The sequence below is a fragment of the Providencia alcalifaciens DSM 30120 genome, assembly GCF_000173415.1.
GTDB lineage: Bacteria > Pseudomonadota > Gammaproteobacteria > Enterobacterales > Enterobacteriaceae > Providencia > Providencia alcalifaciens.
Map to the genome: position 1 here is coordinate 22,877 of NZ_ABXW01000047.1, position 21,269 is coordinate 44,145.

The 21,269-nt window shown below is 43.6% G+C and carries 19 protein-coding genes; 11 read left to right on the forward strand and 8 right to left on the reverse strand.

Annotated elements, in window-relative coordinates; translation table 11 throughout:
• Positions 1-742: 742 nt before the first annotated feature.
• Together epmA and PROVALCAL_RS19770 are read left to right on the forward strand one after the other, a co-directional pair.
• Positions 743-1,720: an elongation factor P--(R)-beta-lysine ligase gene (epmA, locus tag PROVALCAL_RS09510; protein ID WP_006659013.1), complete on the forward strand. Its 978-nt coding sequence runs from the start codon at positions 743-745 to the stop codon at positions 1,718-1,720.
• 377 nt (positions 1,721-2,097) lie between these two features.
• Entirely contained in the window at positions 2,098-2,253 is a 156-nt protein-coding gene (locus tag PROVALCAL_RS19770; RefSeq protein WP_006659014.1) for a hypothetical protein, read from the forward strand.
• An 85-nt stretch (positions 2,254-2,338) separates the two neighbouring features.
• On the opposite strand, the gene glpQ is transcribed toward PROVALCAL_RS19770, so the two are convergent.
• Positions 2,339-3,412: a glycerophosphodiester phosphodiesterase gene (glpQ, locus tag PROVALCAL_RS09515; RefSeq protein ID WP_006659015.1), complete on the reverse strand. Its 1,074-nt coding sequence runs from the start codon at positions 3,410-3,412 to the stop codon at positions 2,339-2,341.
• A gap of 215 nt (positions 3,413-3,627) precedes the next feature.
• A complete protein-coding gene (gene glpT / locus PROVALCAL_RS09520) occupies positions 3,628-4,977 on the reverse strand; it encodes a glycerol-3-phosphate transporter (RefSeq protein ID WP_036955981.1) in 1,350 nt (449 codons plus the stop codon).
• Between the two features lie 434 nt (positions 4,978-5,411).
• Here glpT and glpA point away from each other — a divergent pair, with 434 nt between their 5' ends.
• Genes glpA through glpC form a run of 3 tightly spaced genes read left to right on the forward strand, consistent with a single transcriptional unit; the run spans position 5,412 to position 9,545 of the window.
• Positions 5,412-7,067 carry an anaerobic glycerol-3-phosphate dehydrogenase subunit A gene (gene glpA / locus PROVALCAL_RS09525; protein WP_006659017.1) on the forward strand — a complete coding sequence of 552 codons (1,656 nt, stop codon included), beginning with the start codon at positions 5,412-5,414 and terminating at the stop codon, positions 7,065-7,067.
• Entirely contained in the window at positions 7,057-8,352 is a 1,296-nt protein-coding gene (gene glpB / locus PROVALCAL_RS09530) for a glycerol-3-phosphate dehydrogenase subunit GlpB (protein WP_006659018.1), read from the forward strand. The genes glpA and glpB overlap by 11 nt, the downstream gene beginning before the upstream one ends.
• A complete protein-coding gene (gene glpC, locus PROVALCAL_RS09535) occupies positions 8,349-9,545 on the forward strand; it encodes an anaerobic glycerol-3-phosphate dehydrogenase subunit GlpC (RefSeq protein ID WP_006659019.1) in 1,197 nt (398 codons plus the stop codon). Before glpB ends, glpC begins: the two co-directional genes overlap by 4 nt.
• Positions 9,546-9,638: 93 nt before the next feature.
• On the opposite strand, the gene PROVALCAL_RS09540 is transcribed toward glpC, so the two are convergent.
• Positions 9,639-10,307 carry a 7-cyano-7-deazaguanine/7-aminomethyl-7-deazaguanine transporter gene (locus PROVALCAL_RS09540; protein WP_006659020.1) on the reverse strand — a complete coding sequence of 223 codons (669 nt, stop codon included), beginning with the start codon at positions 10,305-10,307 and terminating at the stop codon, positions 9,639-9,641.
• A gap of 161 nt (positions 10,308-10,468) precedes the next feature.
• On the opposite strand from PROVALCAL_RS09540, the gene tusA reads away from it, so the two are divergent.
• Positions 10,469-10,723, forward strand: coding sequence for a sulfurtransferase TusA (gene tusA / locus PROVALCAL_RS09545; RefSeq protein ID WP_006659021.1), 255 nt, complete (start codon positions 10,469-10,471; stop codon positions 10,721-10,723).
• A gap of 64 nt (positions 10,724-10,787) precedes the next feature.
• Here the strand turns inward: tusA and PROVALCAL_RS09550 are convergent, their stop codons facing one another.
• The 3 genes from PROVALCAL_RS09550 to PROVALCAL_RS09560 all read right to left on the reverse strand — a co-directional run bounded on the left by PROVALCAL_RS09550 (position 10,788) and on the right by PROVALCAL_RS09560 (position 15,036).
• Entirely contained in the window at positions 10,788-11,726 is a 939-nt protein-coding gene (locus PROVALCAL_RS09550; protein ID WP_039861837.1) for an Rpn family recombination-promoting nuclease/putative transposase, read from the reverse strand.
• Positions 11,727-11,924: 198 nt separating this feature from the next.
• Entirely contained in the window at positions 11,925-14,258 is a 2,334-nt protein-coding gene (locus PROVALCAL_RS09555; RefSeq protein ID WP_039861838.1) for a zinc/cadmium/mercury/lead-transporting ATPase, read from the reverse strand.
• Positions 14,259-14,406: 148 nt separating this feature from the next.
• Positions 14,407-15,036, reverse strand: coding sequence for a lysoplasmalogenase (locus PROVALCAL_RS09560; protein ID WP_006659025.1), 630 nt, complete (start codon positions 15,034-15,036; stop codon positions 14,407-14,409).
• A 162-nt stretch (positions 15,037-15,198) separates the two neighbouring features.
• Here PROVALCAL_RS09560 and PROVALCAL_RS09565 point away from each other — a divergent pair, with 162 nt between their 5' ends.
• Positions 15,199-15,552, forward strand: a complete 354-nt coding sequence (locus tag PROVALCAL_RS09565; protein ID WP_006659026.1) for a DUF2500 domain-containing protein — start codon at positions 15,199-15,201, stop codon at positions 15,550-15,552.
• A 3-nt stretch (positions 15,553-15,555) separates the two neighbouring features.
• Here the strand turns inward: PROVALCAL_RS09565 and PROVALCAL_RS09570 are convergent, their stop codons facing one another.
• Both PROVALCAL_RS09570 and rsmD read right to left on the reverse strand, forming a co-directional pair.
• On the reverse strand, positions 15,556-15,840 hold the full coding sequence (locus PROVALCAL_RS09570) for a DUF1145 family protein (protein WP_006659027.1): 285 nt from the start codon (positions 15,838-15,840) through the stop codon (positions 15,556-15,558).
• Positions 15,830-16,447: a 16S rRNA (guanine(966)-N(2))-methyltransferase gene (gene rsmD, locus PROVALCAL_RS09575; RefSeq protein ID WP_006659028.1), complete on the reverse strand. Its 618-nt coding sequence runs from the start codon at positions 16,445-16,447 to the stop codon at positions 15,830-15,832. The genes PROVALCAL_RS09570 and rsmD overlap by 11 nt, the downstream gene beginning before the upstream one ends.
• A gap of 217 nt (positions 16,448-16,664) precedes the next feature.
• On the opposite strand from rsmD, the gene ftsY reads away from it, so the two are divergent.
• From ftsY to rpoH, 4 genes are all read left to right on the forward strand, one after another.
• The gene (ftsY, locus tag PROVALCAL_RS09580) at positions 16,665-18,470 is read left to right on the forward strand and encodes a signal recognition particle-docking protein FtsY (protein ID WP_006659029.1); all 1,806 of its coding nucleotides are present in this window, start codon (positions 16,665-16,667) and stop codon (positions 18,468-18,470) included.
• A 6-nt stretch (positions 18,471-18,476) separates the two neighbouring features.
• Positions 18,477-19,142: a cell division ATP-binding protein FtsE gene (gene ftsE, locus PROVALCAL_RS09585; RefSeq protein WP_006659030.1), complete on the forward strand. Its 666-nt coding sequence runs from the start codon at positions 18,477-18,479 to the stop codon at positions 19,140-19,142.
• Entirely contained in the window at positions 19,135-20,112 is a 978-nt protein-coding gene (ftsX, locus tag PROVALCAL_RS09590; protein ID WP_006659031.1) for a permease-like cell division protein FtsX, read from the forward strand. The genes ftsE and ftsX overlap by 8 nt, the downstream gene beginning before the upstream one ends.
• A 202-nt stretch (positions 20,113-20,314) precedes the next feature.
• The gene (rpoH, locus tag PROVALCAL_RS09595) at positions 20,315-21,190 is read left to right on the forward strand and encodes an RNA polymerase sigma factor RpoH (RefSeq protein WP_006659032.1); all 876 of its coding nucleotides are present in this window, start codon (positions 20,315-20,317) and stop codon (positions 21,188-21,190) included.
• Positions 21,191-21,269 lie beyond the last annotated feature (79 nt).

The window sequence follows — 21,269 nt, forward strand, 5'->3', positions numbered from 1 at the left end:
ATTCTTTTAAATACTTTTAGTGCTTAGCTATTTCAGTTTCAGCTCACCTTTAGGCAAATCTGCAAAGAATATTTTTTTAATCGTAAATATATAATAGCTAATAACGACTTATTATGTTGGGAATTATAACGAATAGTGCCGAGGATAAATTTGATATAGAAAGGTGTTTTGGGTGATATTACCCCCAAAATGTGATCTGCGTCGTCTTTTTGCAAATTGTTTTTGGGTGCAAAGAAATTCCAGCGAAATTGGAAATAATAAAAAGGAATTTCAAATAATTATCATTAATTTTAACAGAATTATCAGAATTTAAAACCAACTAAAATCGTCAAGTTTTCCTTGCTTACAGTGGATAATCTGGTGTGCCATGAGGAAATTCTAAAATCATATCGAAGATAAAATTGCGAATGAGTTCACTGTTTCTCAGTCTGCTTCATTTTTAATGTCAAAAAAGGATTTGAAATAGCATAAAGAGGATAAGCAAAGAAAGGTAATTTTAACATTTGAATTACAAGCAATAAGAAAAAATCATGTTTCTGTTTTTTTTAACCAAATGTTAAAAGTTAATAAGAAAGCTTTTTGCCTAATCGTATAAAGCAGGAGATAATCACATCATCTTTTTTCGCCTTGAATCATATCCCCTATCGATACTCATATAGAGCATAATTTCCACAATAATCCATTGTGTGTTAGGGGGGAGGTGAGTACACTGCACAACTAAGTTTATTTTGGAGTTATTTTAATGAGTGAAGTAGCGAATTGGCTGCCTACAGCCCCCATCGCTAACCTGTTACAGCGCGCAAAAATTGTTGCGGAAATCAGACGTTTTTTCGCTGATCGCTGTGTACTTGAGGTAGACACACCCGCAATGAGTCAGGCGACAGTGACTGACATTCATCTTGTTCCATTTGAGACACGCTTTGTGGGACCCGGTGCTGCTCAGGGCATTAATTTATATCTAATGACCAGCCCTGAATACCATATGAAGCGCTTATTGGCTGCGGGAAGTGGACCTATCTATCAAATGTGCCGCAGTTTCCGTAATGAAGAAGCGGGAAGACACCATAACCCTGAATTTACGATGCTGGAATGGTACCGTCCACACTTTGATATGTATCGCTTAATCAATGAAGTGGACGACCTTCTGCAACAAGTGCTGGAATGTGAAAGCGCTGAGCTTCTCTCTTACCAACAAGCATTTTTACGTCACTTAGATATCGATCCTTTATCTGCGGAAAAAAGTGAATTACGCGAAGTGGCTGCCCGTTTGGATTTAAGCAATGTTGCGGATCAAGAAGAAGACAGAGATACGTTACTACAATTGCTATTTACGATGGGGGTTGAACCACATATTGGTAAAGAAAAACCTGCGGTGGTGTACCATTTCCCAGCGACTCAAGCGTCATTAGCCGTTATCAGCACGGAAGATCACCGCGTTGCTGAACGTTTTGAGGTTTACTATAAAGGCATGGAGCTGGCAAATGGTTTCCATGAGCTGACCGATGTGAGCGAACAACGCCAACGTTTCGAACAGGATAACCGCAAGCGTGCCGCGATGGGATTACCCGTTCAGCCAATAGATGAAAACTTACTTGCCGCGCTTGAGCATGGTTTACCGGCATGTTCCGGTGTGGCTGTTGGTGTTGACCGCTTAATCATGCTGGCACTGAATGCCGAACGAATTAGCGATGTGATTGCGTTCCCAGTGACGATTGCTTAAAACTCAGTTTCTATCTATGACATTAAAAAGCACCTTGAACGTTGATCATTGATTGACGAAGGTGCTTTTTCTTTCCTGCCCGTTCTACCAAAAACGGATTAAATGCTTTCGGATAATTCTTCTATAAGTCCCATTCTTGAAGATTATGGTTGATTTCAAGTTCATTTGCTGGTCTTCTGTTTGACTTAAGCTAAATAAAATGAATTTAGGTTGGTGACCTTTCTGCCTTTGCTTCTATTACTACTGGTTGACACGGAACAAGCCGAAAAGGAAGGCATTGCATTATCGTCATTACTACCCAATAAAGATAATGTGTTGGCGCTAAGATCTTTAAAATCGCGTTCGTCATAGGAAAAGCAAGAAATAGCGGTGCGAAATTGTCAGTACAACTTTATGATATTGATGCTATTTTAGGTAAGAGCGGAATGGCTCATCATGTAGTCGCGCTGTCGCTTGTGTGTGAATATCCACACCCCAGCCTTATTACTCAGCAAAATGAAGCGCAGCTTTTATTGCATCAAATTCAGGCTTAAAGTCTAAATAAGAGAGTCGTTATTCTGATTAAAAAGACTCTCTCGAGTCATTGACGTGCAATTGACTCGAGAGAGTGAGGGAGAGTTACTTCTGCTTTTGCTGCTCTAGAAACTTAACCCCTAAATCTGGGAAGTCAGTGAAGGCGCCATCAACGTCCGCTTGGTTATAAATAATGTCATATAACTGCTGACCATCTTTCGCGTACTTAGGCAGTTTGTCCACACGGATAGTAAATGGATGTACCGCCATATGGTTAGCGTGAGCTTCTTTTACCATACCGTTTACTTTGATGTTCGTTGGTGTGGAATCTTCGCTAATGAGCATATGATAGTCAGGGCCGATACCGTCTGCGTAGGTTGCAATCTCTTTCATCGCACCCGGCTTCATCATCCAATCATAGTTATAGTTCACCCAAGTACCGTCTGGCTTCTGCTCTTGAGTCTCTTCCCAATCGGTGTAAGCAATCAGTTGGATCAGTTTTAAATCCATCCCCATTTCTGGCATCAGTTTCGTTTTGATGCGTTTTAAGTCAATCGGGTCGAAAGATTGCAGATAAACGTTAGAATCTTTGTTGGTATAGCCATACTCTTTCAGGACTTCTAAGGTTTTCTTGGTGATATCCTTGCCTTCTTGTTGATGGAACCAAGGGGCTTTAATTTCAGGGTAGATACCGATATTTTTACCCGTAGATTTGTTCAAACCTTGAATAAATTCAATCTCTTCTTGGAAGGTGTGAACACGGAAATCAGATTTACCCATAGGGAAACGGTTCGGATAGCTTTGGACTTTTTTGCCATCAACAATGTCAAAGCCTTCCGTGAATTTCAGGGATTTAATTTCTGGCAGCGTAAAGTCGATGGCGTAGTAGCGACCATCTTTACGTGCGCGATTTGGAAACTTATCCGCTACGTCAGTGACGCGATCCAGATAATGGTCATGAAGTACAACCAGCTCATTATCTTTGGTCATCACTAAATCTTGTTCGAGGAAATCCGCGCCTTGCGCATACGCCATCGCTTTCGCTGGAAGGGTATGTTCAGGTAAATAACCACTTGCACCACGATGGGCAATCACCACTTTACCTGCCGTTTCGGCAGCCGCAGAGACTGACATCACTAAGACCATACTTGCGACTAATGTTTTTAATTGAAAATTCATCAGTAAATCTCCTTGGTACTCATTGTTTGTAGGTAAAAAACTTGTAGGTAAAAAGCTTTATAGGTAAACAGTTTTTTAGGTAAATAAATTTATAAGTAAATACTTTTACAGATAAAAAATGGTGCCGATAACAAATTTTGGGTAAAAAAATGGGCTATATCCTTTTCTTGATATAACCCATCAATCTAGCGAATCAACTCAACATAAGCGGTGGCTTATTGGTTTTTAGCGAGTTCGCGTTTATGTTTACTTTCGCTCAGCATAACGATGAACAGTAAAACAACGGCCAGTGCAGAACCACCGATCATCACAGCAAAACCGCCGTTCCAACCGAAGTAGTCCACGGTATAACCGACGATAGCACTTGCGGCAACAGAACCACCAAGATAACCGAATAAACCGGTGAAGCCTGCGGCGGTACCCGCTGCTTTCTTAGGTGCAAGCTCAAGAGCGTGCAGACCAATCAGCATGACAGGGCCATAGATTAAGAAACCGATAATCAACATACATGCCATATCAACGCCTGGGTTACCCGCTGGGTTCATCCAGAAGACGATAGTTGCAATAGTCACTAAGGTCATGAAGAACACGCCTGTCGCACCACGGTTACCACGGAAGACTTTATCCGACATCCAACCGCACAGCAGTGTTCCTGGAATACCCGCATATTCATACAGGAAGTAAGCCCATGAAGATTTATCCATTGTGAAGTGTTTAACTTCGCGCAGGTAAGTTGGTGACCAGTCCAGAACACCGTAACGCAGTAAGTATACGAACACGTTAGCGATAGCAATCATCCACAGAAGTTTGTTAGGGAATACATACTTCATGAAGATAGCTTTAGCTGTTAATTCTTCTTCATCAGAGGCTTTATAGTCTGTTGGATAGTCGTTTTTGTACTCTTCAATTGGTGGCAGACCACAAGATTGCGGAGTATCACGCATTAATGCGAAGGCAATCATTGCCACTAAAATAGCGGCGAATGCTGGCATATACAGCGCAGCTTTCCAGTCGTTAAACCATGCCATACCTAACAGGAACAGTAATGGAGGCAGACCACCGCCGACGTTATGCGCACAGTTCCAAACGGAGACGATACCGCCACGTTCTTTTTGTGACCACCAGTGAACCATGGTACGTCCACAAGGAGGCCAACCCATACCTTGGAACCAACCACATAAGAATAACAACACGAACATAATCATGATGCTAGACGTTGCCCATGGTACGAAGCCCATGAATATCATGACAAGTGAAGCGAGGATCAAACCTGCCGGTAAGAAGTACCGGGGGTTAGCACGGTCAGAAAATGAGCCCATGATAAATTTGGAGAAACCATAGGCGATTGAAATCCCAGATAATGCGAAACCAAGGTCACCTTTAGAGAAACCTTGTTCAACGAGATAAGGCATTGCGAGGGCGAAGTTCTTTCTAACTAAGTAGTATGCTGCGTAACCGAAGAAAATCCCCAGGAAAATCTGCCAACGTAATTTACGATAGACGGGATCTATCTTATCCGCTGGCAGCCTCTCGATATGAGCGGCGGGTTTAAACATGCGTAACATAAAGCCTCCGATGGCATGTCAGTAGTTATATGCTCTTCATTTCACCTATGTTGTGAAGTTGTTGAGCGTTTATTATGGGAGAAGTAACAAAAACGAAAACAATCGAGTTTCTTTAGGCGCTTTTATTTTCTAATTGCGCTAAATCTTAATCGTTAAAAAACATTTTATCTGTAATCTAACGCACAATTATTGATTTTGTTTATCTGGCTGCATAGTTAATGCGATTTGTGAATGGAATGGAACTAAAATTGTGAATTATTTTGTGAAGGTAGTCACGGTTTTGCGCTTTTTCGTACCTGAAATGTAACTATGGCTTTCGTTTTTGTTCCTTATCAAACATTCGACTCATTTTTGAGCTTATATTAACTATAGACTATAAAAATAGAAACTATACTTATCGAATAGTGAAGATTGATTAACGTGAGGAATGCGACATGAATGGCTCATCTGTGACTGAAACGGATGTCATCATTATCGGTGGTGGCGCAACAGGCGCAGGGGTCGCTCGTGACTGCGCTCGCCGTGGATTAAAGGCAGTTTTGCTGGAACGGCATGATATTGCGACAGGTGCAACAGGGCGTAACCATGGCTTATTACACAGCGGTGCTCGCTATGCTGTTACTGACAGTGAATCGGCAAGAGAGTGTATAGAAGAAAATAAAATACTGAAACGTATCGCTCATCATTGTATTGAAAAAACCGATGGGCTTTTTATTACCCTGCCAGAAGATAGTCTTGAATACCAACAGCAATTTATTACTGCATGTCAATCAGCTGGCATTGATGCTCAAGCGATTGATCCCGCGGAAGCTATTCGTTTAGAGCCTTCAGTCAACCCGCGTTTAATTGGTGCGGTTCGCGTACCGGATGGCACCGTCGATCCCTTTCGTTTGACTGCTGCCAATATGTTAGATGCTCGCGAGCACGGCGCTAAAGTTCTGACTTACCATGAAGTGATTGGCTTGATCCGCCAAGGGGATAAAGTGCGTGGTGTCACCGTTTATGATCATCAAGCGAAAAGACAGTACGATATTCATGCGCAAATTGTCGTCAATGCTGGTGGAATTTGGGGACAGAAAATTGCCGAATACGCGGATCTGAAAATCAAAATGTTCCCAGCGAAAGGCGCATTACTTATTTTAGGTCACCGTCTTAACAACATGGTGATCAACCGTTGCCGTAAACCAGCGGATGCGGACATTCTGGTTCCGGGAGATACCATTTCTCTGATTGGTACTACGTCAACGCATATCGAATATGACCAAATCGATAATATGTATGTGACACCAGAAGAAGTGGATATTTTGATCCGCGAAGGTTCTATGTTATCCCCTGCGTTAGCGACAACGCGCATTTTACGCGCATATGCGGGTGTTCGCCCATTAGTGGCGAGTGATGATGACCCTTCTGGCCGTAACGTCAGCCGCGGTATTGTGTTACTCGACCACGCAAAACGCGATGGTTTAGACGGTTTCATTACCATTACGGGCGGCAAGTTAATGACTTATCGCTTAATGGCGGAATGGGCGACCAACAAAGTTTGTGAAAAATTGGGTGTTACAACCCCATGCACGACGGCGGAAGAGCCACTACCAGGATCTCAACACAGCGCAGAAGAAGCGTTGCGTAATGTGGTCTCTATCCCAGCACCTATTCGCGGCTCTGCGGTTTATCGTCATGGTGATAGGGCGTCTGCGATCCTCAGTGCTAACCGTTTAGATAAAAGCTTGGTGTGTGAGTGTGAAGCGGTGACGGCGGGGGAAGTTCGTTATGCAGTGGAATCTTTAACCGTCAACAACTTGCTCGATTTACGCCGTCGTACCCGTGTGGGTATGGGCACGTGCCAAGGTGAGCTTTGTGCTTGCCGCGCGGCTGGATTACTCAATCGTTTTAACGTCACCACACCACATGAAACCGAGCAGCAACTGGGGCACTTCTTAAATGAGCGTTGGAAAGGGGTGAGACCGATTGCTTGGGGGGATGCTTTGCGTGAAAGTGAGTTCACCAGTTGGGTATATCACGGATTATGTGGCATGAATGAAAGTACATTGAGCCAGCCTGCTCAGAAGGAGGCAGAGAATGAAATATGATGCAGTAGTGATGGGCGGAGGCCTTGCCGGTCTTATCTGTGGAATTCGTCTGACTCAATCAGGGCTTTCTTGTGCCATCGTGAGTGCTGGGCAGAACGCACTGCATTTCTCGTCGGGTTCATTGGATTTATTAACACATCTTCCTGATGGTACTCAAGTTGAGCAACCGCTATCGATGTTGGAAGCGCTAAAACAACAAGCTCCGAGTCATCCGTACAGTTTGATTGGGGCAGAAAAAGTGACTGAACTGGCACAATTAGCCCAAACTACTTTGCAGCAAGCTGGGCTACATCTAAAAGGCTCTTGCGAAGAAAACCATTACCGTATTACGCCGTTAGGTCATAAGCGAATGACCTGGCTCAGTCCTGAATCGGTGCCAACAACTGCACTTCATCAACCGATGGAGTTAGGCAAAATTGCGGTTGTGGGCATTGAAGGTTTCCTCGATTTTCAACCGCAAATGGTGGCGGATGAGTTAGACCGTCAAGGACTCGAAGCGGAAGCGTGCTATGTTCACTTACCGTTGCTTGACCGATTAAGAGAAAACCCAAGCGAGTTCCGTGCGATTAACGTGGCGCGCTGGTTAGATAGACCTGAAAATATGGCGCAAATTGTGGAAGAAATTGCACCGTTAGTCGCCAATGCGGACGCGGTGTTTATGCCTGCGTGTATTGGTCTCGACAGTGAAGAGCCAATGTTAGAGTTGCAGAAACGCTTAGGTAAGCCGCTATTTTTACTGCCAACATTACCGCCATCTTTATTAGGTATTCGCCTTCATGAAATGCTATTACGCCAGTTCCGCCGTCAAGGTGGGATCATGATGCCGGGTGATAAAGTCACTTCCGTCAATTTCGTGGGATCACGTATTGAATCTGTGCAAACCCGTAACCACGGTAATATTTCATTGAAAGCTAAACATTTTGTGTTGGCGACAGGAAGTTTCTTTAATAACGGCTTGGTAGCGAAATTTGACCAAGTGTATGAACCCTTGATGCATTTGGATTTAGGCGAAATCGGCGACCGCGCCAAATGGACAAATAAAGAGTTCTTCGCATCTCAGCCATACATGGCGTTTGGTGTGCAAACTGACAGCCATTTACGGGGTAAAAAACACGGTGAGACGATTGAAAATCTGCATATTGCGGGCGCTGTGTTAGGAGGTTTTGACCCACTGACTCAAGGCTGTGGTGCAGGGGTTTCGCTGATCACGGGCTTATATGCTGCGAATGAAATCGCGAATGAATTTGCTAAAGATAAAGCCATGCAGGCGGAGGTGGCGCAATGAGTATTCAAGATGCAAGCTTTGAAAGCTGTATAAAATGCACTGTTTGTACCACCTATTGCCCAGTGGCAAAAGCGAACCCACTATATCCGGGACCAAAACAAGCGGGTCCTGATGGTGAGCGTTTACGCTTAAAAGACCCGATGATGTACGATGATGCATTGAAATTCTGCACTAACTGTAAACGCTGTGAAGTGGCCTGCCCATCGGATGTGAAGATTGGCGACATTATTGCGCGCGCTCGTAATACCTATAGCCAGCAGAAACCGAAACTGCGTGATGCGATTTTAAGCCATACGGACATTATGGGTTCCTTATCGACCCCATTTGCCCCTGTAGTAAATACCATTACTGGCTTAAAACCCGTTCGCCAAATTCTGGATAAAGCTTTAAAAATTGACCATCGTCGTGAGCTGCCTAAATACTCGTTTGGTACTTTCCGTCGTTGGTATGGTAAACAAGCCGCGGAACAAGCGAAGTTTGAAGAGCAAGTGGCTTTTTTCCATGGTTGTTATGTGAATTATAACCATCCACAGTTGGGTAAAGATTTAATCAAAGTTTTTAATGGCATGAATATTGGTGTTCAGCTGCTAAAACGTGAAAAATGTTGTGGTGTGGCACTGATCGCAAACGGATTTATGAAGCAAGCGAAACGCCAAGCGAATGTGAATTTAGAGTCGCTCCAAGAGACAATTTTAGAAAAACACATTCCGGTGGTTGCAACTTCTTCAACTTGCACATTCACCATTCGTGATGAGTATACCCATGTGCTGGATGTTGATACTTCGGAGATGCGCGATAACATTGAATTAGCGACTCGCTATATTTATCGTCTTCTGGAAGAAGGGCGCGAGCTGAAACTGAAACACACACCATTAAAAGTGGCTTATCACACACCATGCCATATGGAAAAAATGGGTTGGACGTCCTACACCCTTGAACTGATCAAGCGTGTGCCAGGCGTGGAGTTGATTGTTTTAGATTCACAATGTTGTGGTATTGCAGGAACTTACGGATTCAAAAAAGAGAACTACGAAGTTTCCCAAGGTATTGGGGCTGGGTTGTTCCGTCAAATTGAAGAGAGCGGTGCGGATATGGTGATTACCGACTGTGAAACCTGTAAATGGCAAATTGAAATGTCCACCAGTAAGAAATGTGAACACCCAATTTCATTGCTGGCTCGCGCGCTCGAATAATCTATTGTTGTGTTGAGTTCTGTGAATAGTAGTTAGGTATTAATCAAGTTAACCCTTTGGGAGATAAGCGAAAACTTATCTCCCTTTTTTATTTTAGTGCTGTGGAGATAACTGCTTCTTGCTGGTGGTATCGAAAAAAGTTTTCAAAATGAAATTCAATAACAGACCATAAGCCGGTAAGAAGAACAGCATACAAATTAACAGCTTGAATACATAGTCAACGAGGGCGATTTCCACCCAATTTGCCGCCATAAATGGATCGCTACTTTGATAAAATGCGATAAAGAAAAACGCAATCGTATCAATCAGGTTACCAAAAAACATGGCGCAGGCAGGTGCCACAAACCAGCGTTTGTTTTGACGCAGGCGGTTAAATACACTGACATCTAAAATTTGCCCAAGAACATAAGCCATAAAACTGGCTGCTGCAATACGCGCAACAAACAGGTTAAATGTCATGGTCGCGGCAAAACCTTGCCACTCACCTTGGAAGAATAGAGCTGAAATGACATACGAAATTAACAAGGCAGGCAGCATGACAGCGCTAATAATACGGCGAGCCAACGGTGCACCATAGATGCGAACGGTTAAGTCCGTAGCAAGGAAGATAAAGGGAAAAGTAAACGCGCCCCACGTGGTATGGAACCCAAAAATATTGATGGGTAACTGCACCAAGTAGTTGCTGGATGTAATGATTAAAATATGGAACAACGATAGCCAAATTAACGCAGTGGCTTTTTGCTGCGGAGTAAACGTAAACATATTGTACCTTTTTAGTCGCAATGGGGTGAGGGAACCCATGAATAACATCCCTAAATTGGGAAGAGCGCATCATACTCTCGTTGCGCAACAAAATCAAAACTGTTCATCTTCAGCGTGCGGCTTTACAATAAGTCTATTGATGACCAAGAGAATGTGGTGCTATGTCTGATTTATTTTCCAATCCAACCAAAACCCTTGATACCTTGGGACTCCGCTGTCCTGAACCGGTAATGCTAGTGCGTAAAACAGTACGTAACATGGCGGATGGCGATACTTTGCTGATTATTGCAGATGACCCTGCAACCACCCGTGATATCCCCGGTTTCTGCCGCTTTATGGAGCACGAGTTGTTGGCGGTTGACGCTGATAATGCGCCGTATCGTTATTTATTGCGCAAAAAAAACAGCGGTTTGTAATGACCCAATTTCGGTATGTTGGATAGCCTCTTTGCTTAGCATGGGGCTATTGTTGATAAATGATTTAATTAAGTGCTTGAATTTCACTGATTGATAAGCCGGTTATTTTGCTGATAACATCGGCGCTGAATCCGAGCTGTAAGCTTTTTAAAGCAATTTGTTGTAGCGTTTCTTCTCTTCCTTCTTCTCTTCCTTCTTCTTTTCCTTCGACTCTACCCTCAATTTTACCTTCAATTTTACCTTCATTTTTTAACCGCTGTGCAATATTCATAATAGCTCCTCGATGATTTTCGGCTTGGTCGATTAATGTCTCGACAATGGAAGTATAATAAGGGGAATCCATGATGATAAATAAGTAATTCAAGATAGTGATCACGTCATTTTTGTCATTATAGTGACTGTTTAAGATTTGAACGAAGTGCTCAGTGACCTTCTGGTGGTCATTTCGTAATTTTTTGTGTTTCATTGCGAGTTCCATCACAGCGATTTTGCGGTGACTAACTATTTCGGTATCCTCAACCACAGTGATATCCACCAACGGGAAAGGGCTGCTATACAGAGCATGGGCTACTTCAGCGTGGGGTAAGCATTGCGTCCATACCTCTTCATAAGGGTAAGGGGATGTTTCCCCGTGATAAAACAAAATGGGGACAACGAGCGGTAAGGTTTTATGCCCTTGCTGTAAATGCTGATTCATCGCCATGAATGCATAGTGCATTAAACGCCAGCCCATGAGTTTGTCAGGTGTTGACTGATGTTCGACTAATAGATAGATATAGCTATCTCCCATTTTTGTTTGTACGGAATAGAGTACATCGGAAAACCGCGTTCTCAGTTTGCTATCAATAAAGGCTGAATTAATGAGGGTTAGCGTATCGAAATCGCACAAGCGTTTAATTTGCTCAGGTAAATGAAGCTCAAAGAAATCTCGGGCATTGCTCTGTTTTGTCATAAAGCCTTTAAAGGCGGCATCATGAGGTATTGAACTTACATTATTAGTCATATCCACACTCATCAAATGTTGTCGATGACCGAGATATTACCCAATATTTTTGTGTGCGGGAGAAAAGTTAGTCCTAAATTCAGTTGGTGAATGTTTTATGTAACTCTTTGCTGTAATTGATTATTTTAAATCTTCCACACATAAGAAAACGCCGTAATAATGATAATTACGGCGTCGAGATATCAAATTAAATAAATACTATTTTTTGATTTCGGGCAGCTTCACGCGCAGTAAGCGAACTGCGTTGGCGGTAACTAATGCCGTTGCGCCAGAATCCGCTAATACGGCAACCCATAATCCAGTGATACCTAACAAGCTGGTCACCAAGAAAACTGCTTTCAAACCCAAGGCGATAGTGATGTTCTCGCGGATGATCTTCCGTGTGGCTCTGGATAATGCGACGATTTCAGGTAATCCAGTCAAACGGTTGTGGGTTAAAGCTGCATCCGCAGTTTCTAAAGCAACGTCAGTACCACCACCCATTGCAACACCAATGCTTGAAGCTTTCATAGCTGGTGCATCATTGATACCGTCACCCACCATCATGGTGTTGTGGTTTCGATTAAGCTCCATGACGGCGGTGACTTTATCTTCAGGTAGTAATCCCGCACGGAATTCCATGCCAAGCTGATTGGCAATAGCGCTGGCCGCACGAGGGTTATCCCCAGTTAACATGACCGCATTGACATTCAGTGATTTCAGCATCGCCATTGCCTCAGCTGCATCGCTACGTAAGGTATCTTGCAGAGCGGTTAAGCCGATAACGTGGTTATCTTCGATAGTCACGACAACCGTCTTACCTTGGGCTTCTAACGCTTCCACTTTTGCTTGCCACTGGCTGTTTAATGGTGGTTCTACCCTCGAGGGTGCGCTGACTAACACTTGTTTGCCATTAAAGGAACCTTCAACTCCTTTACCTGCCAGTGCTTTACGCTCTAACGCTTCTTCAACAGTGATAGATAATTCTTCAGCTTTGTTAACAATCGCTTTAGCGAGCGGATGGTGAGAGCCGACTTCAACCGATGCAGTGATACGAATTAACTCGCTTTCACTCATACCTTCAACTGGGACGACATCCGTAACATGGGGTTTGCCTTCTGTTAATGTACCGGTTTTATCCAGCGCAATCGTAGTGACAGTGCCCAGTTGCTCTAGCGCTGCGCCACCTTTAATAAGGGCGCCACGTCGCGTTGCTGTTGCCAGTGCTGAGGTAATTGCAGCGGGGGTTGAAATCACGAGTGCGCAAGGGCAACCAATTAACAGCAGAGTTAGACCACGATAAATCCATGTGTCCCACGCTGCGCTGAAAAACAGTGGTGGAATGACAATAACCAAGGCTGAAATCAGCATGATAATTGGGGTGTAAATACGGCTAAAGCGGTCGATGAATCGTTCAATCGGTGCGCGACGTTCTTCCGCCTCTTCAATCAGTTGCAAGATGCGGTCGATAGCATTTTGACCTTGTTCTGATACCACTTCCATTTGCACCGCTTTGTCGACAGATAAACAGCCTGCGGCAACTTTTTCACCAGCACTGCGCTCAACAGGCACTGATTCCCCAGTTAATGCGCTTTCATCAAAGCTGGCAAAGCCAGAGACCAGTACTGCATCAGTAGGAAGTCGACCACCTGGAGCGATTTCAATGATATCCCCAGGGCGTAACTGTGCGACAGGAACGGATGTTTTTTGCTCATCTTTGATAAGCACTGCGTCTTCAGGCACTAAGGCCATTAATGCGCTGACTCCACGTCGAGCGCGCCCCGCAGAGTAGGATTCAAGCATTTCACCCAACATAAACAGTAAGATAACCATGGCGGCTTCTTCTGTCGCTTGAATAAAGATTGCCCCAACAGCGGCAACGGTCATCAAGGTTTCAATGGCGAATGGCGAACCGGTGCGAATTAAACGTAGCGATTTACGTGCAATAGGGTATAACCCAAATAACGTTGTTAAGATAAAAGCCACGTTACCGAGTTGCGGATTAACAAACTCTAATCCCCAGCTGATTGCCATTAAGATAGCTAAAATAATGACCGGTTTTGCTTCACTCAGTAAGCTTGGTGGCGTAGATGCGGCGCTATTGCTGCCCACATCATGTAATTCATAACCTGCAGCCTCGACCGTTGAGCGGACGATTGCGGTGACGTCTTTATCCGCATCAACAACCAATTTTTCAGTGGCGAATAGCACTTTTGCTTGAGCGACTTCGCGAATTTGGGTAATCGCATTTTCGATTTTAGCGGCACAACTAGGGCAATCCATTCCCCTCACAATCCAACTAAAACGTTGTTTAGCGGTTTGTGTTGGTTCGACATCATCATTAGCTGCGGGTGCTGAATTGCAGCAGCTACCATGTTGATGGGATGTTTCATCATCATCGTGCGCATGACTTTTATCATCATGACTATGTTCATGGGAAGATGAGTCATGACTGACATTTTTGCTATTCTCTACTGTTGTTGAAGAACAGCTATTGCCAGAGCAGCAAGATGTCTTATGTGCATGGGTATCTTTATGAGAGTGTGAGTGCATAAGCGCCCCCTTTTTCTAAATGCGTTTTTAACCATGTTCTCTAATTAGAGTTAAGTCTACACTCTAGAGTAGACTCTAGAGTCAAATGAAAAAGGGGGAGCCAATTGATAAAATTCTCAAATAGCACGTTTTATCAATTGGCGAAGTGTTATAGGTAAATGGCACGAACAATAAAGAATTGACCAAGGAAATAGAAGGCGGCAACAACGGCTTTAGAGGCTTTGAATGGGAAACGGAAATGCGCAATTAACCAGATACAGTGAGATAAAAACAACATAGAGGCTCCCACCATAATGGAGAAATTAAACTCTCTACCTAAGCCAAAATATTGATCTCCTGCAACCCACATCATAATCATACTCATGATAATAGAAGCAAAAACAACAGGTTGTTGGCTCTCTAGTTTTCCCCAAATGAATATAAAGGTGACCGCAGCGATAGCAATTGGAACAATAAGCCAAGGCAGGTACAAACCAAAGTTAAATTGCATTCCGAAGCTAATGGTATAGACCAAATAGCTTAAGAACATCAGTCCTAAAGATGTAAGCAAGTGTTCACTAGAAAACATTCTCGAAAGGTCAGCAACTAAAGAAAGCACTAAACCACCTAAAATCAGGTAGGTTTGCGCATTTAAGTCGTCGGAACTCCATCCCCAGAATAATAAAAGAAGCAGAGTGATAGGGCGAAATAACCAACGTTGCCACTCAGGACCACGATAGGCTGCATCAACATACAGCCAGCCAGAAAATAAAACAGCGAGGAATGGCCAACTAATCATACACATATCCTTAAAAGCTTCTGGAAAAGAAAAATCACTGATAGCGATTTCAGATGAATCAATAAACTATACCGCGTCTTGCTCAAATTGTATGGCGTTTATCTGCAATTTGAGTGAGAGAGGGTATATACTTATGATTATTCTAAGCTAAATATACAAATTATGAATAAGCCAATTCTCTTAATTATTGTTCTCGCTATTATCGCGGTATTCGCGACAAAACGTTTTTTTGACCAAAAGAAACAGAATGAAATTAACGATAATTCATTGCCTGTCAGCCAGTTAGTTCTTGTTAAAGAGAAAAAAGATTATCCTTATCCCAATATGCGCTCTCGAGAGCGGGATGTGGTGTCCCCTGAAACTTTTCGCTATGAAATTTATTTTCAGACCCAAGCTTCTGGAGAAACCATTAAAGTGATCGTCAGCGAACAGCAATACCAAGATGTTACGTTAGGTACTAAAGGTAAGCTGACGTTACAAGGCACGCGATTTATTCGCTTTGAACCGACTGAATAACCATTATTTTTTCTTAGCGGCCTCGATTGCCGCTTTGGTTTTCTTATGCATGGCGAGCATTTCAAACACACCAAAGAAGAAAATTTTAGTCTGCTGTAAACCTGTTAATTTTTGATCTTTCGGTAAGCTAGCTTTCAGGAAGATTGTCTGCAAGGCATGCATGAAAATCATAAAGACCATTGCGATATCCATAAAATATTTCAATGGCTTAGGGAATGGGTGAACAATATTAAAGATCATGAAACCCCAAACACAAATCATGAGCAGACGTCCAATATTAATCAGCATCTTTTTCTCCCTGCATACTTGATGAATAAACAGATTGACGAATAAATAAACGATAGGCAACCTGACCTGCTACTTTTTCTCGGTGTAGCTGCCAGCTTGCGGGAATGTCAGTAAGTGGTAACTCAGCTTCTGACTCTACATAAATCCAGCTTTCATCTGCGAGCCACTGATTTTGTTCGAGTAGCTCGATAGTTTGGCTGAGTAAACCTTTACGAAATGGCGGGTCGATAAACATGACATCAAAAGGTGTACCCACTTGGCTGAGGACAGTGAGGCTACTGTTATTGAGCACGGTAGCGTTATCCGCATTTAAACGAACTTTATTTTCGCTTAACAGTTTGGCGTTTTGTTTATCCAGCTCAATAAATGTGACGTGCTCGGCAAAGCGAGATAGCGCTTCAAAGCCTAAAGCACCACTGCCGGCGAAACAATCGAGGCAGCGAGCATCTCGGATGACTGGCATTAACCAATTAAAGAGCGTTTCTTTAATGCGGTCAGTAGTAGGACGTAAGCCCTCACTATCACGCACAGGCAGTTTTCGCCCACGCCATTTACCACCAATGACACGTATTTGCCCTAAAGAGGCTGTTTGTGGTTTTTTTGCCATAATATGTATAGTTGTTTAGTTCACTGAGGAATGTATAAATTATTGGGGACTATTGTAGCGCTTCGGTTTCACGGTTTTAACAGAAAAATAAGAATAAATTGTCATGATTTTTCTTTCAGATATGTGTTGCTGCGCGATGAAATGATAGACTGCATGTAATTTTATTGCGATTTAATTTTTAAACGCCATGTTTTTACCGCGAGGAGTGTAGTGGCTGATGGCTAAAGATAAGAAAAAAGGCTTTTTCTCATGGTTGGGATTTGGTCGTAAAAGTGAAGAAGAAACTCAGCAACCGGATGTCGAACACAAAAATGACGTAGCCCATAACGCGAAGCAAGACGAAGCCGCTAGGTTAGAAGCTGAGCGTCAGCATCAAGTGGAAGAAGATGCGATTAAAGCGGCGGAAGATGAAGCTGAGCGTCAATATCAAGCGGAGCAAGCTGCAATTACAGCCGCTGCGGAAGACGCTGAACGTCAGCATCAAGCTCACTTAGATGCGATGCGCATTGTAGCAGAAAAAGCGGAAAAAGAGCGCCAAGCCGCAGCAGATGCCCGTATTGCAGAAGAAAAAGCCGCTCGAGAGGTGTTAGAAGCTCAGGCTTTACGTAAGATTGAGGAAGAGGCTGAGCGCCAATATCAAATCGAACAAGCGGCGATTAAAGCCGCGGAAGAAGCAGCCGAACGTCAGCATCAAGCTGAATTAGAGGCTATCAAAGATGCTGAAGAAAAAGCCGAGCGTGAGTATCAAGCCGCTGAAGCTGCTCGTTTAGCTGAAGAGAAAGCCGAGACTGAGCGTCAAGAAGCGGAAGCTGCGCGTCTCGCGGAAGAAGAAGCCGAACGTCAGCGCCAAGCCGAACTCGCTGCAATTAAAGCCGCCGAAGAAAAAGCGGAGCGTGAGCGTCAAGAAGCTGAAGCTGCGCGTCTCGCGGAAGAAGAAGCCGAACGTCAGCGCCAAGCCGAACTCGCTGCAATTAAAGCCGCCGAAGAAAAAGCAGAGCGTGAGCGTCAAGAAGTGGAAGCGGCACGTCTTGCGGAAGAAGAAGCGCAAAGACAAGCGGAAGAAGCTGCAAATGCCCAGCCAATCGAACAAGAAAAACCAAAGAAAGAAGGTTTTTTTAGTCGCCTGAAAAAAGGCTTATTAAAAACGCGTCAGAATCTTGGTTCGGGTTTTCTCGGTTTATTTAAAGGCAAAAAAATCGATGACGACCTTTTTGATGAGCTGGAAGAGCAGTTATTAATTGCGGATGTTGGTGTCGAAACTACCCGTAAAATTATTGATAATTTAACCCATCATGCTTCCCGTAAAGAACTAAAAGACGCGGAAGCGTTGTATGGCAAGCTGCGTGAAGAAATGTCTGATATTTTATCTACCGTGGATAAACCATTAGTGATCGAAGGTAAAAAACCTTATGTTATTCTTATGGTTGGTGTCAACGGCGTGGGTAAAACCACCACGATTGGTAAATTAGCGCGTCAGTATCAATCTGAAGGCAAATCGGTAATGTTGGCTGCGGGTGATACCTTCCGTGCTGCGGCAGTGGAACAACTGCAAGTATGGGGTGAGCGTAATAAAATTTCCGTTGTCGCTCAACATACTGGGGCAGACCCTGCTTCGGTGATTTATGATGCGATTCAATCAGCCCAAGCAAAAGGCGCGGATGTTTTGATTGCAGACACGGCAGGGCGCTTACAAAATAAAGCTCACTTAATGGAAGAGCTGAAAAAAATCGTTCGTGTGATGAAAAAGCTTGATGAATCAGCACCTCATGAAATCATGCTCACACTTGATGCTAGCACTGGACAAAATGCGGTTAGTCAGGCGAAAATTTTCAATGACGCCGTAGGGTTAACAGGAATTACACTGACAAAGCTCGATGGTACTGCAAAAGGTGGCGTGATCTTCTCAATTGCCGACCAGTTTGGTATTCCAATCCGTTATATTGGTATTGGGGAAGGTATTGAAGATTTACGTCCATTTAAAGCCGATGACTTTATCGAGGCTCTATTTGCCCGAGAGGAATAATTTTCGATGATTCGCTTTGAACATGTTAGTAAAGCTTATCGCGGTGGCCGCCAAGCGCTTCAAGGGGTAGATTTTCATCTACGCCCTGGCGAAATGGCATTTTTAACGGGTCACTCAGGTGCAGGTAAAAGTACATTACTCAAACTGATTTGCGGTATTGAGCGCCCAAGTGCGGGTCATATTCTGTTTAATGGTCACGATATCAGCCGACTAAAAGACAGAGAGATCCCTTTTCTGCGTCGACAGATCGGCATGATTTTCCAAGATCACCATCTGCTCTATGATCGCACTGTCTATGATAACGTGGCGATGCCTTTGATTATTTCAGGTGCGAGTAGCGAAGATATTCGCCGTCGTGTTAGCGCCGCACTCGATAAAGTCGGTCTGTTAGATAAAGCGAAAAACTTTCCAATTCAGCTATCTGGTGGTGAGCAGCAGCGAGTCGGTATTGCACGCGCGGTGGTGAATAAACCAACGATGCTTTTAGCCGATGAGCCAACGGGTAACCTTGATAGCGAATTATCTGAAGGAATTATGCGTTTATTTGAAGAGTTTAACCGTGTCGGCGTGACTGTCTTAATGGCAACGCACGATATTGCGTTGATTGAACGTCGTCACTTACGTGTTTTGACCTTAAGCGAAGGTCGAATGCTTGGAGGTCAACATGGCTAAGAATGTCCGCAAAGCGAAGCCTGAACGTACCATGCAATCGAAAAGCAAAGCACTCAAAGGCGGTTGGCGTGAACAGTGGCGCTACTCTTGGTTAAATGCGTTAGCTGATATGCTAAGGCAGCCTTTGGCTACCTTTTTGACGGTAATGGTGATTGCTATTTCATTAGCGCTGCCAAGTTTGTGTTATATCGTTTGGAAAAACGTTTCCCAAGCGGCGGAGCAATGGTATCCGACACCTCAGTTGACAGTCTATTTGGATAAGTCTCTCGATGAACAAGGGGGACAAAATGTAGTGACTCAGCTGGAAGCTCTGGACGGTGTCGCGCATGTGAATTACTTATCTCGTGATCAAGCGATATCTGAATTCCGTAGCTGGTCTGGCTTTAGTACCGCCTTAGATATGTTAGAAGAAAATCCGCTTCCTGCCGTTGCGATCATTACGCCAAAATTGGACTTTGAAGGATCTAATGCTTTGACAACACTGCGTGACCGCGTAAGTCAAGTTAATGGTATTGAAGAAGTGCGAATGGATGATAGCTGGTTCTCTCGGTTAGCGGCACTAACGAGGTTAGTGGGGCAAGTAGCATCTGTGATTGGCATTTTGATGATTGTTTCATTGTTTTTAGTGATTGGAAACAGCGTACGGTTAAATATCTTTGCTCGTCGCGATACGATTAATGTGATGAAACTCATTGGGGCAACCGATGGTTTTATTATGCGTCCATTCTTAAATGGCGGAGTTGTATTAGGCGCCCTCGGTGCGGTCATTGCCCTTATTATGACGTTTTTGTTAGTGTGGCAGCTATCGGATCTAGTGGCGCAAGTTGCGAGTGTATTCGGGACACAATTCCACATTGAAGGGCTATTGTGGGAAGAATCCTTGCTGATTATCCTAATGTCTGCGATTGTGGGTTGGGTAGCCGCATGGCTGGCAACATTACAACATTTACGTCATTTCAGACCTGAATAATGTTATTTATTCCATCGGTGCCAACGTATTGGCACCGATGGAAAAACTGAAATTCTGCGAACTTCTTTTCTAATTAAGTGTCAGATATTGACCTGCTGTTAACTATTCTTGTATATAATTTATTTAACGGGGCTAAGCTGATAAACTACGGTTTGTCTGTATCGAATCTCTCCCATTTCAGTACAATTCATAGAGGATCTTAATGACCAAAGATATGCAATCATTAGCGCTTGTTCCACAAGGAAGCATTGAAGCTTATATGCGAGCTGCCAATGCTTACCCTATGCTGACCGCAGAGGAAGAAAAGGAACTTGCTGAACGGCTGCATTACGATGGTGACCTCGAAGCTGCTAAGCAACTGATTTTATCTCATTTGCGTTTTGTGATTCACATTGCGCGTAGCTATGCAGGTTATGGTTTGCCACAAGCTGACTTAATTCAGGAAGGCAACATCGGTCTGATGAAGGCTGTGCGTCGTTTTAACCCTGAAGTGGGTGTCCGTTTGGTTTCTTTCGCGGTACATTGGATCAAAGCTGAAATTCATGAATACGTTCTACGTAACTGGCGTATTGTTAAAGTTGCCACGACAAAATCTCAACGTAAGTTATTCTTTAATTTAAGAAAAAATAAAAAACGTCTTGGTTGGTTTAACCAAGATGAAGTCAATATGGTTGCACAAGAACTGGGCGTAAGTACAAAAGATGTACTCGAAATGGAATCCCGTATGGCAGCGCAGGACATGGCATTTGACATGTCCGACGACGATGATAGCGGTGATTTCGGCGGTCCAGTTGCACCTGTGCTTTATTTGCAGGATAAGGCTTCAGACTTTGCAAATACCATTGAAGATGATAACTGGGAAAGTCATGCAACTGACCGCTTAGCGGATGCATTAGCATCGCTCGATGAGCGTAGCCAAGATATTATCCGTGCTCGCTGGTTAGATGATGACAATAAAACCACATTGCAGGAACTTGCTGATAAGTACGGTGTATCTGCTGAGCGTGTTCGTCAACTTGAAAAAAATGCCATGAAGAAACTTCGTCTGGCTATGGAAGATGAAGACGACGAGATGTAATCCTTTCAATAGGATATCTGCATGAAAGATTATCTGCATTTATTTTTGCTGTCATTAGCATGGAATATAAATGCAGATA

What these genes read in the sequence shown, in the direction of transcription:
- ftsY (WP_006659029.1), top strand. Translation starts at nt 16,665, where the DNA reads ATGGCTAAAGATAAGAAAAAAGGCTTTTTCTCATGGTTGGGATTTGGT.
- rsmD (WP_006659028.1), bottom strand. Translation starts at nt 16,447, where the DNA reads ATGGCAAAAAAACCACAAACAGCCTCTTTAGGGCAAATACGTGTCATT.
- glpT (WP_036955981.1), bottom strand. Translation starts at nt 4,977, where the DNA reads ATGTTACGCATGTTTAAACCCGCCGCTCATATCGAGAGGCTGCCAGCG.
- rpoH (WP_006659032.1), top strand. Translation starts at nt 20,315, where the DNA reads ATGACCAAAGATATGCAATCATTAGCGCTTGTTCCACAAGGAAGCATT.
- epmA (WP_006659013.1), top strand. Translation starts at nt 743, where the DNA reads ATGAGTGAAGTAGCGAATTGGCTGCCTACAGCCCCCATCGCTAACCTG.
- glpQ (WP_006659015.1), bottom strand. Translation starts at nt 3,412, where the DNA reads ATGAATTTTCAATTAAAAACATTAGTCGCAAGTATGGTCTTAGTGATG.
- tusA (WP_006659021.1), top strand. Translation starts at nt 10,469, where the DNA reads ATGTCTGATTTATTTTCCAATCCAACCAAAACCCTTGATACCTTGGGA.
- PROVALCAL_RS09570 (WP_006659027.1), bottom strand. Translation starts at nt 15,840, where the DNA reads ATGCTGATTAATATTGGACGTCTGCTCATGATTTGTGTTTGGGGTTTC.
- PROVALCAL_RS09540 (WP_006659020.1), bottom strand. Translation starts at nt 10,307, where the DNA reads ATGTTTACGTTTACTCCGCAGCAAAAAGCCACTGCGTTAATTTGGCTA.
- glpB (WP_006659018.1), top strand. Translation starts at nt 7,057, where the DNA reads ATGAAATATGATGCAGTAGTGATGGGCGGAGGCCTTGCCGGTCTTATC.
- PROVALCAL_RS09555 (WP_039861838.1), bottom strand. Translation starts at nt 14,258, where the DNA reads ATGCACTCACACTCTCATAAAGATACCCATGCACATAAGACATCTTGC.
- PROVALCAL_RS09565 (WP_006659026.1), top strand. Translation starts at nt 15,199, where the DNA reads ATGAATAAGCCAATTCTCTTAATTATTGTTCTCGCTATTATCGCGGTA.
- PROVALCAL_RS09550 (WP_039861837.1), bottom strand. Translation starts at nt 11,726, where the DNA reads ATGACTAATAATGTAAGTTCAATACCTCATGATGCCGCCTTTAAAGGC.
- ftsX (WP_006659031.1), top strand. Translation starts at nt 19,135, where the DNA reads ATGGCTAAGAATGTCCGCAAAGCGAAGCCTGAACGTACCATGCAATCG.
- glpC (WP_006659019.1), top strand. Translation starts at nt 8,349, where the DNA reads ATGAGTATTCAAGATGCAAGCTTTGAAAGCTGTATAAAATGCACTGTT.
- PROVALCAL_RS09560 (WP_006659025.1), bottom strand. Translation starts at nt 15,036, where the DNA reads ATGATTAGTTGGCCATTCCTCGCTGTTTTATTTTCTGGCTGGCTGTAT.
- glpA (WP_006659017.1), top strand. Translation starts at nt 5,412, where the DNA reads ATGAATGGCTCATCTGTGACTGAAACGGATGTCATCATTATCGGTGGT.
- ftsE (WP_006659030.1), top strand. Translation starts at nt 18,477, where the DNA reads ATGATTCGCTTTGAACATGTTAGTAAAGCTTATCGCGGTGGCCGCCAA.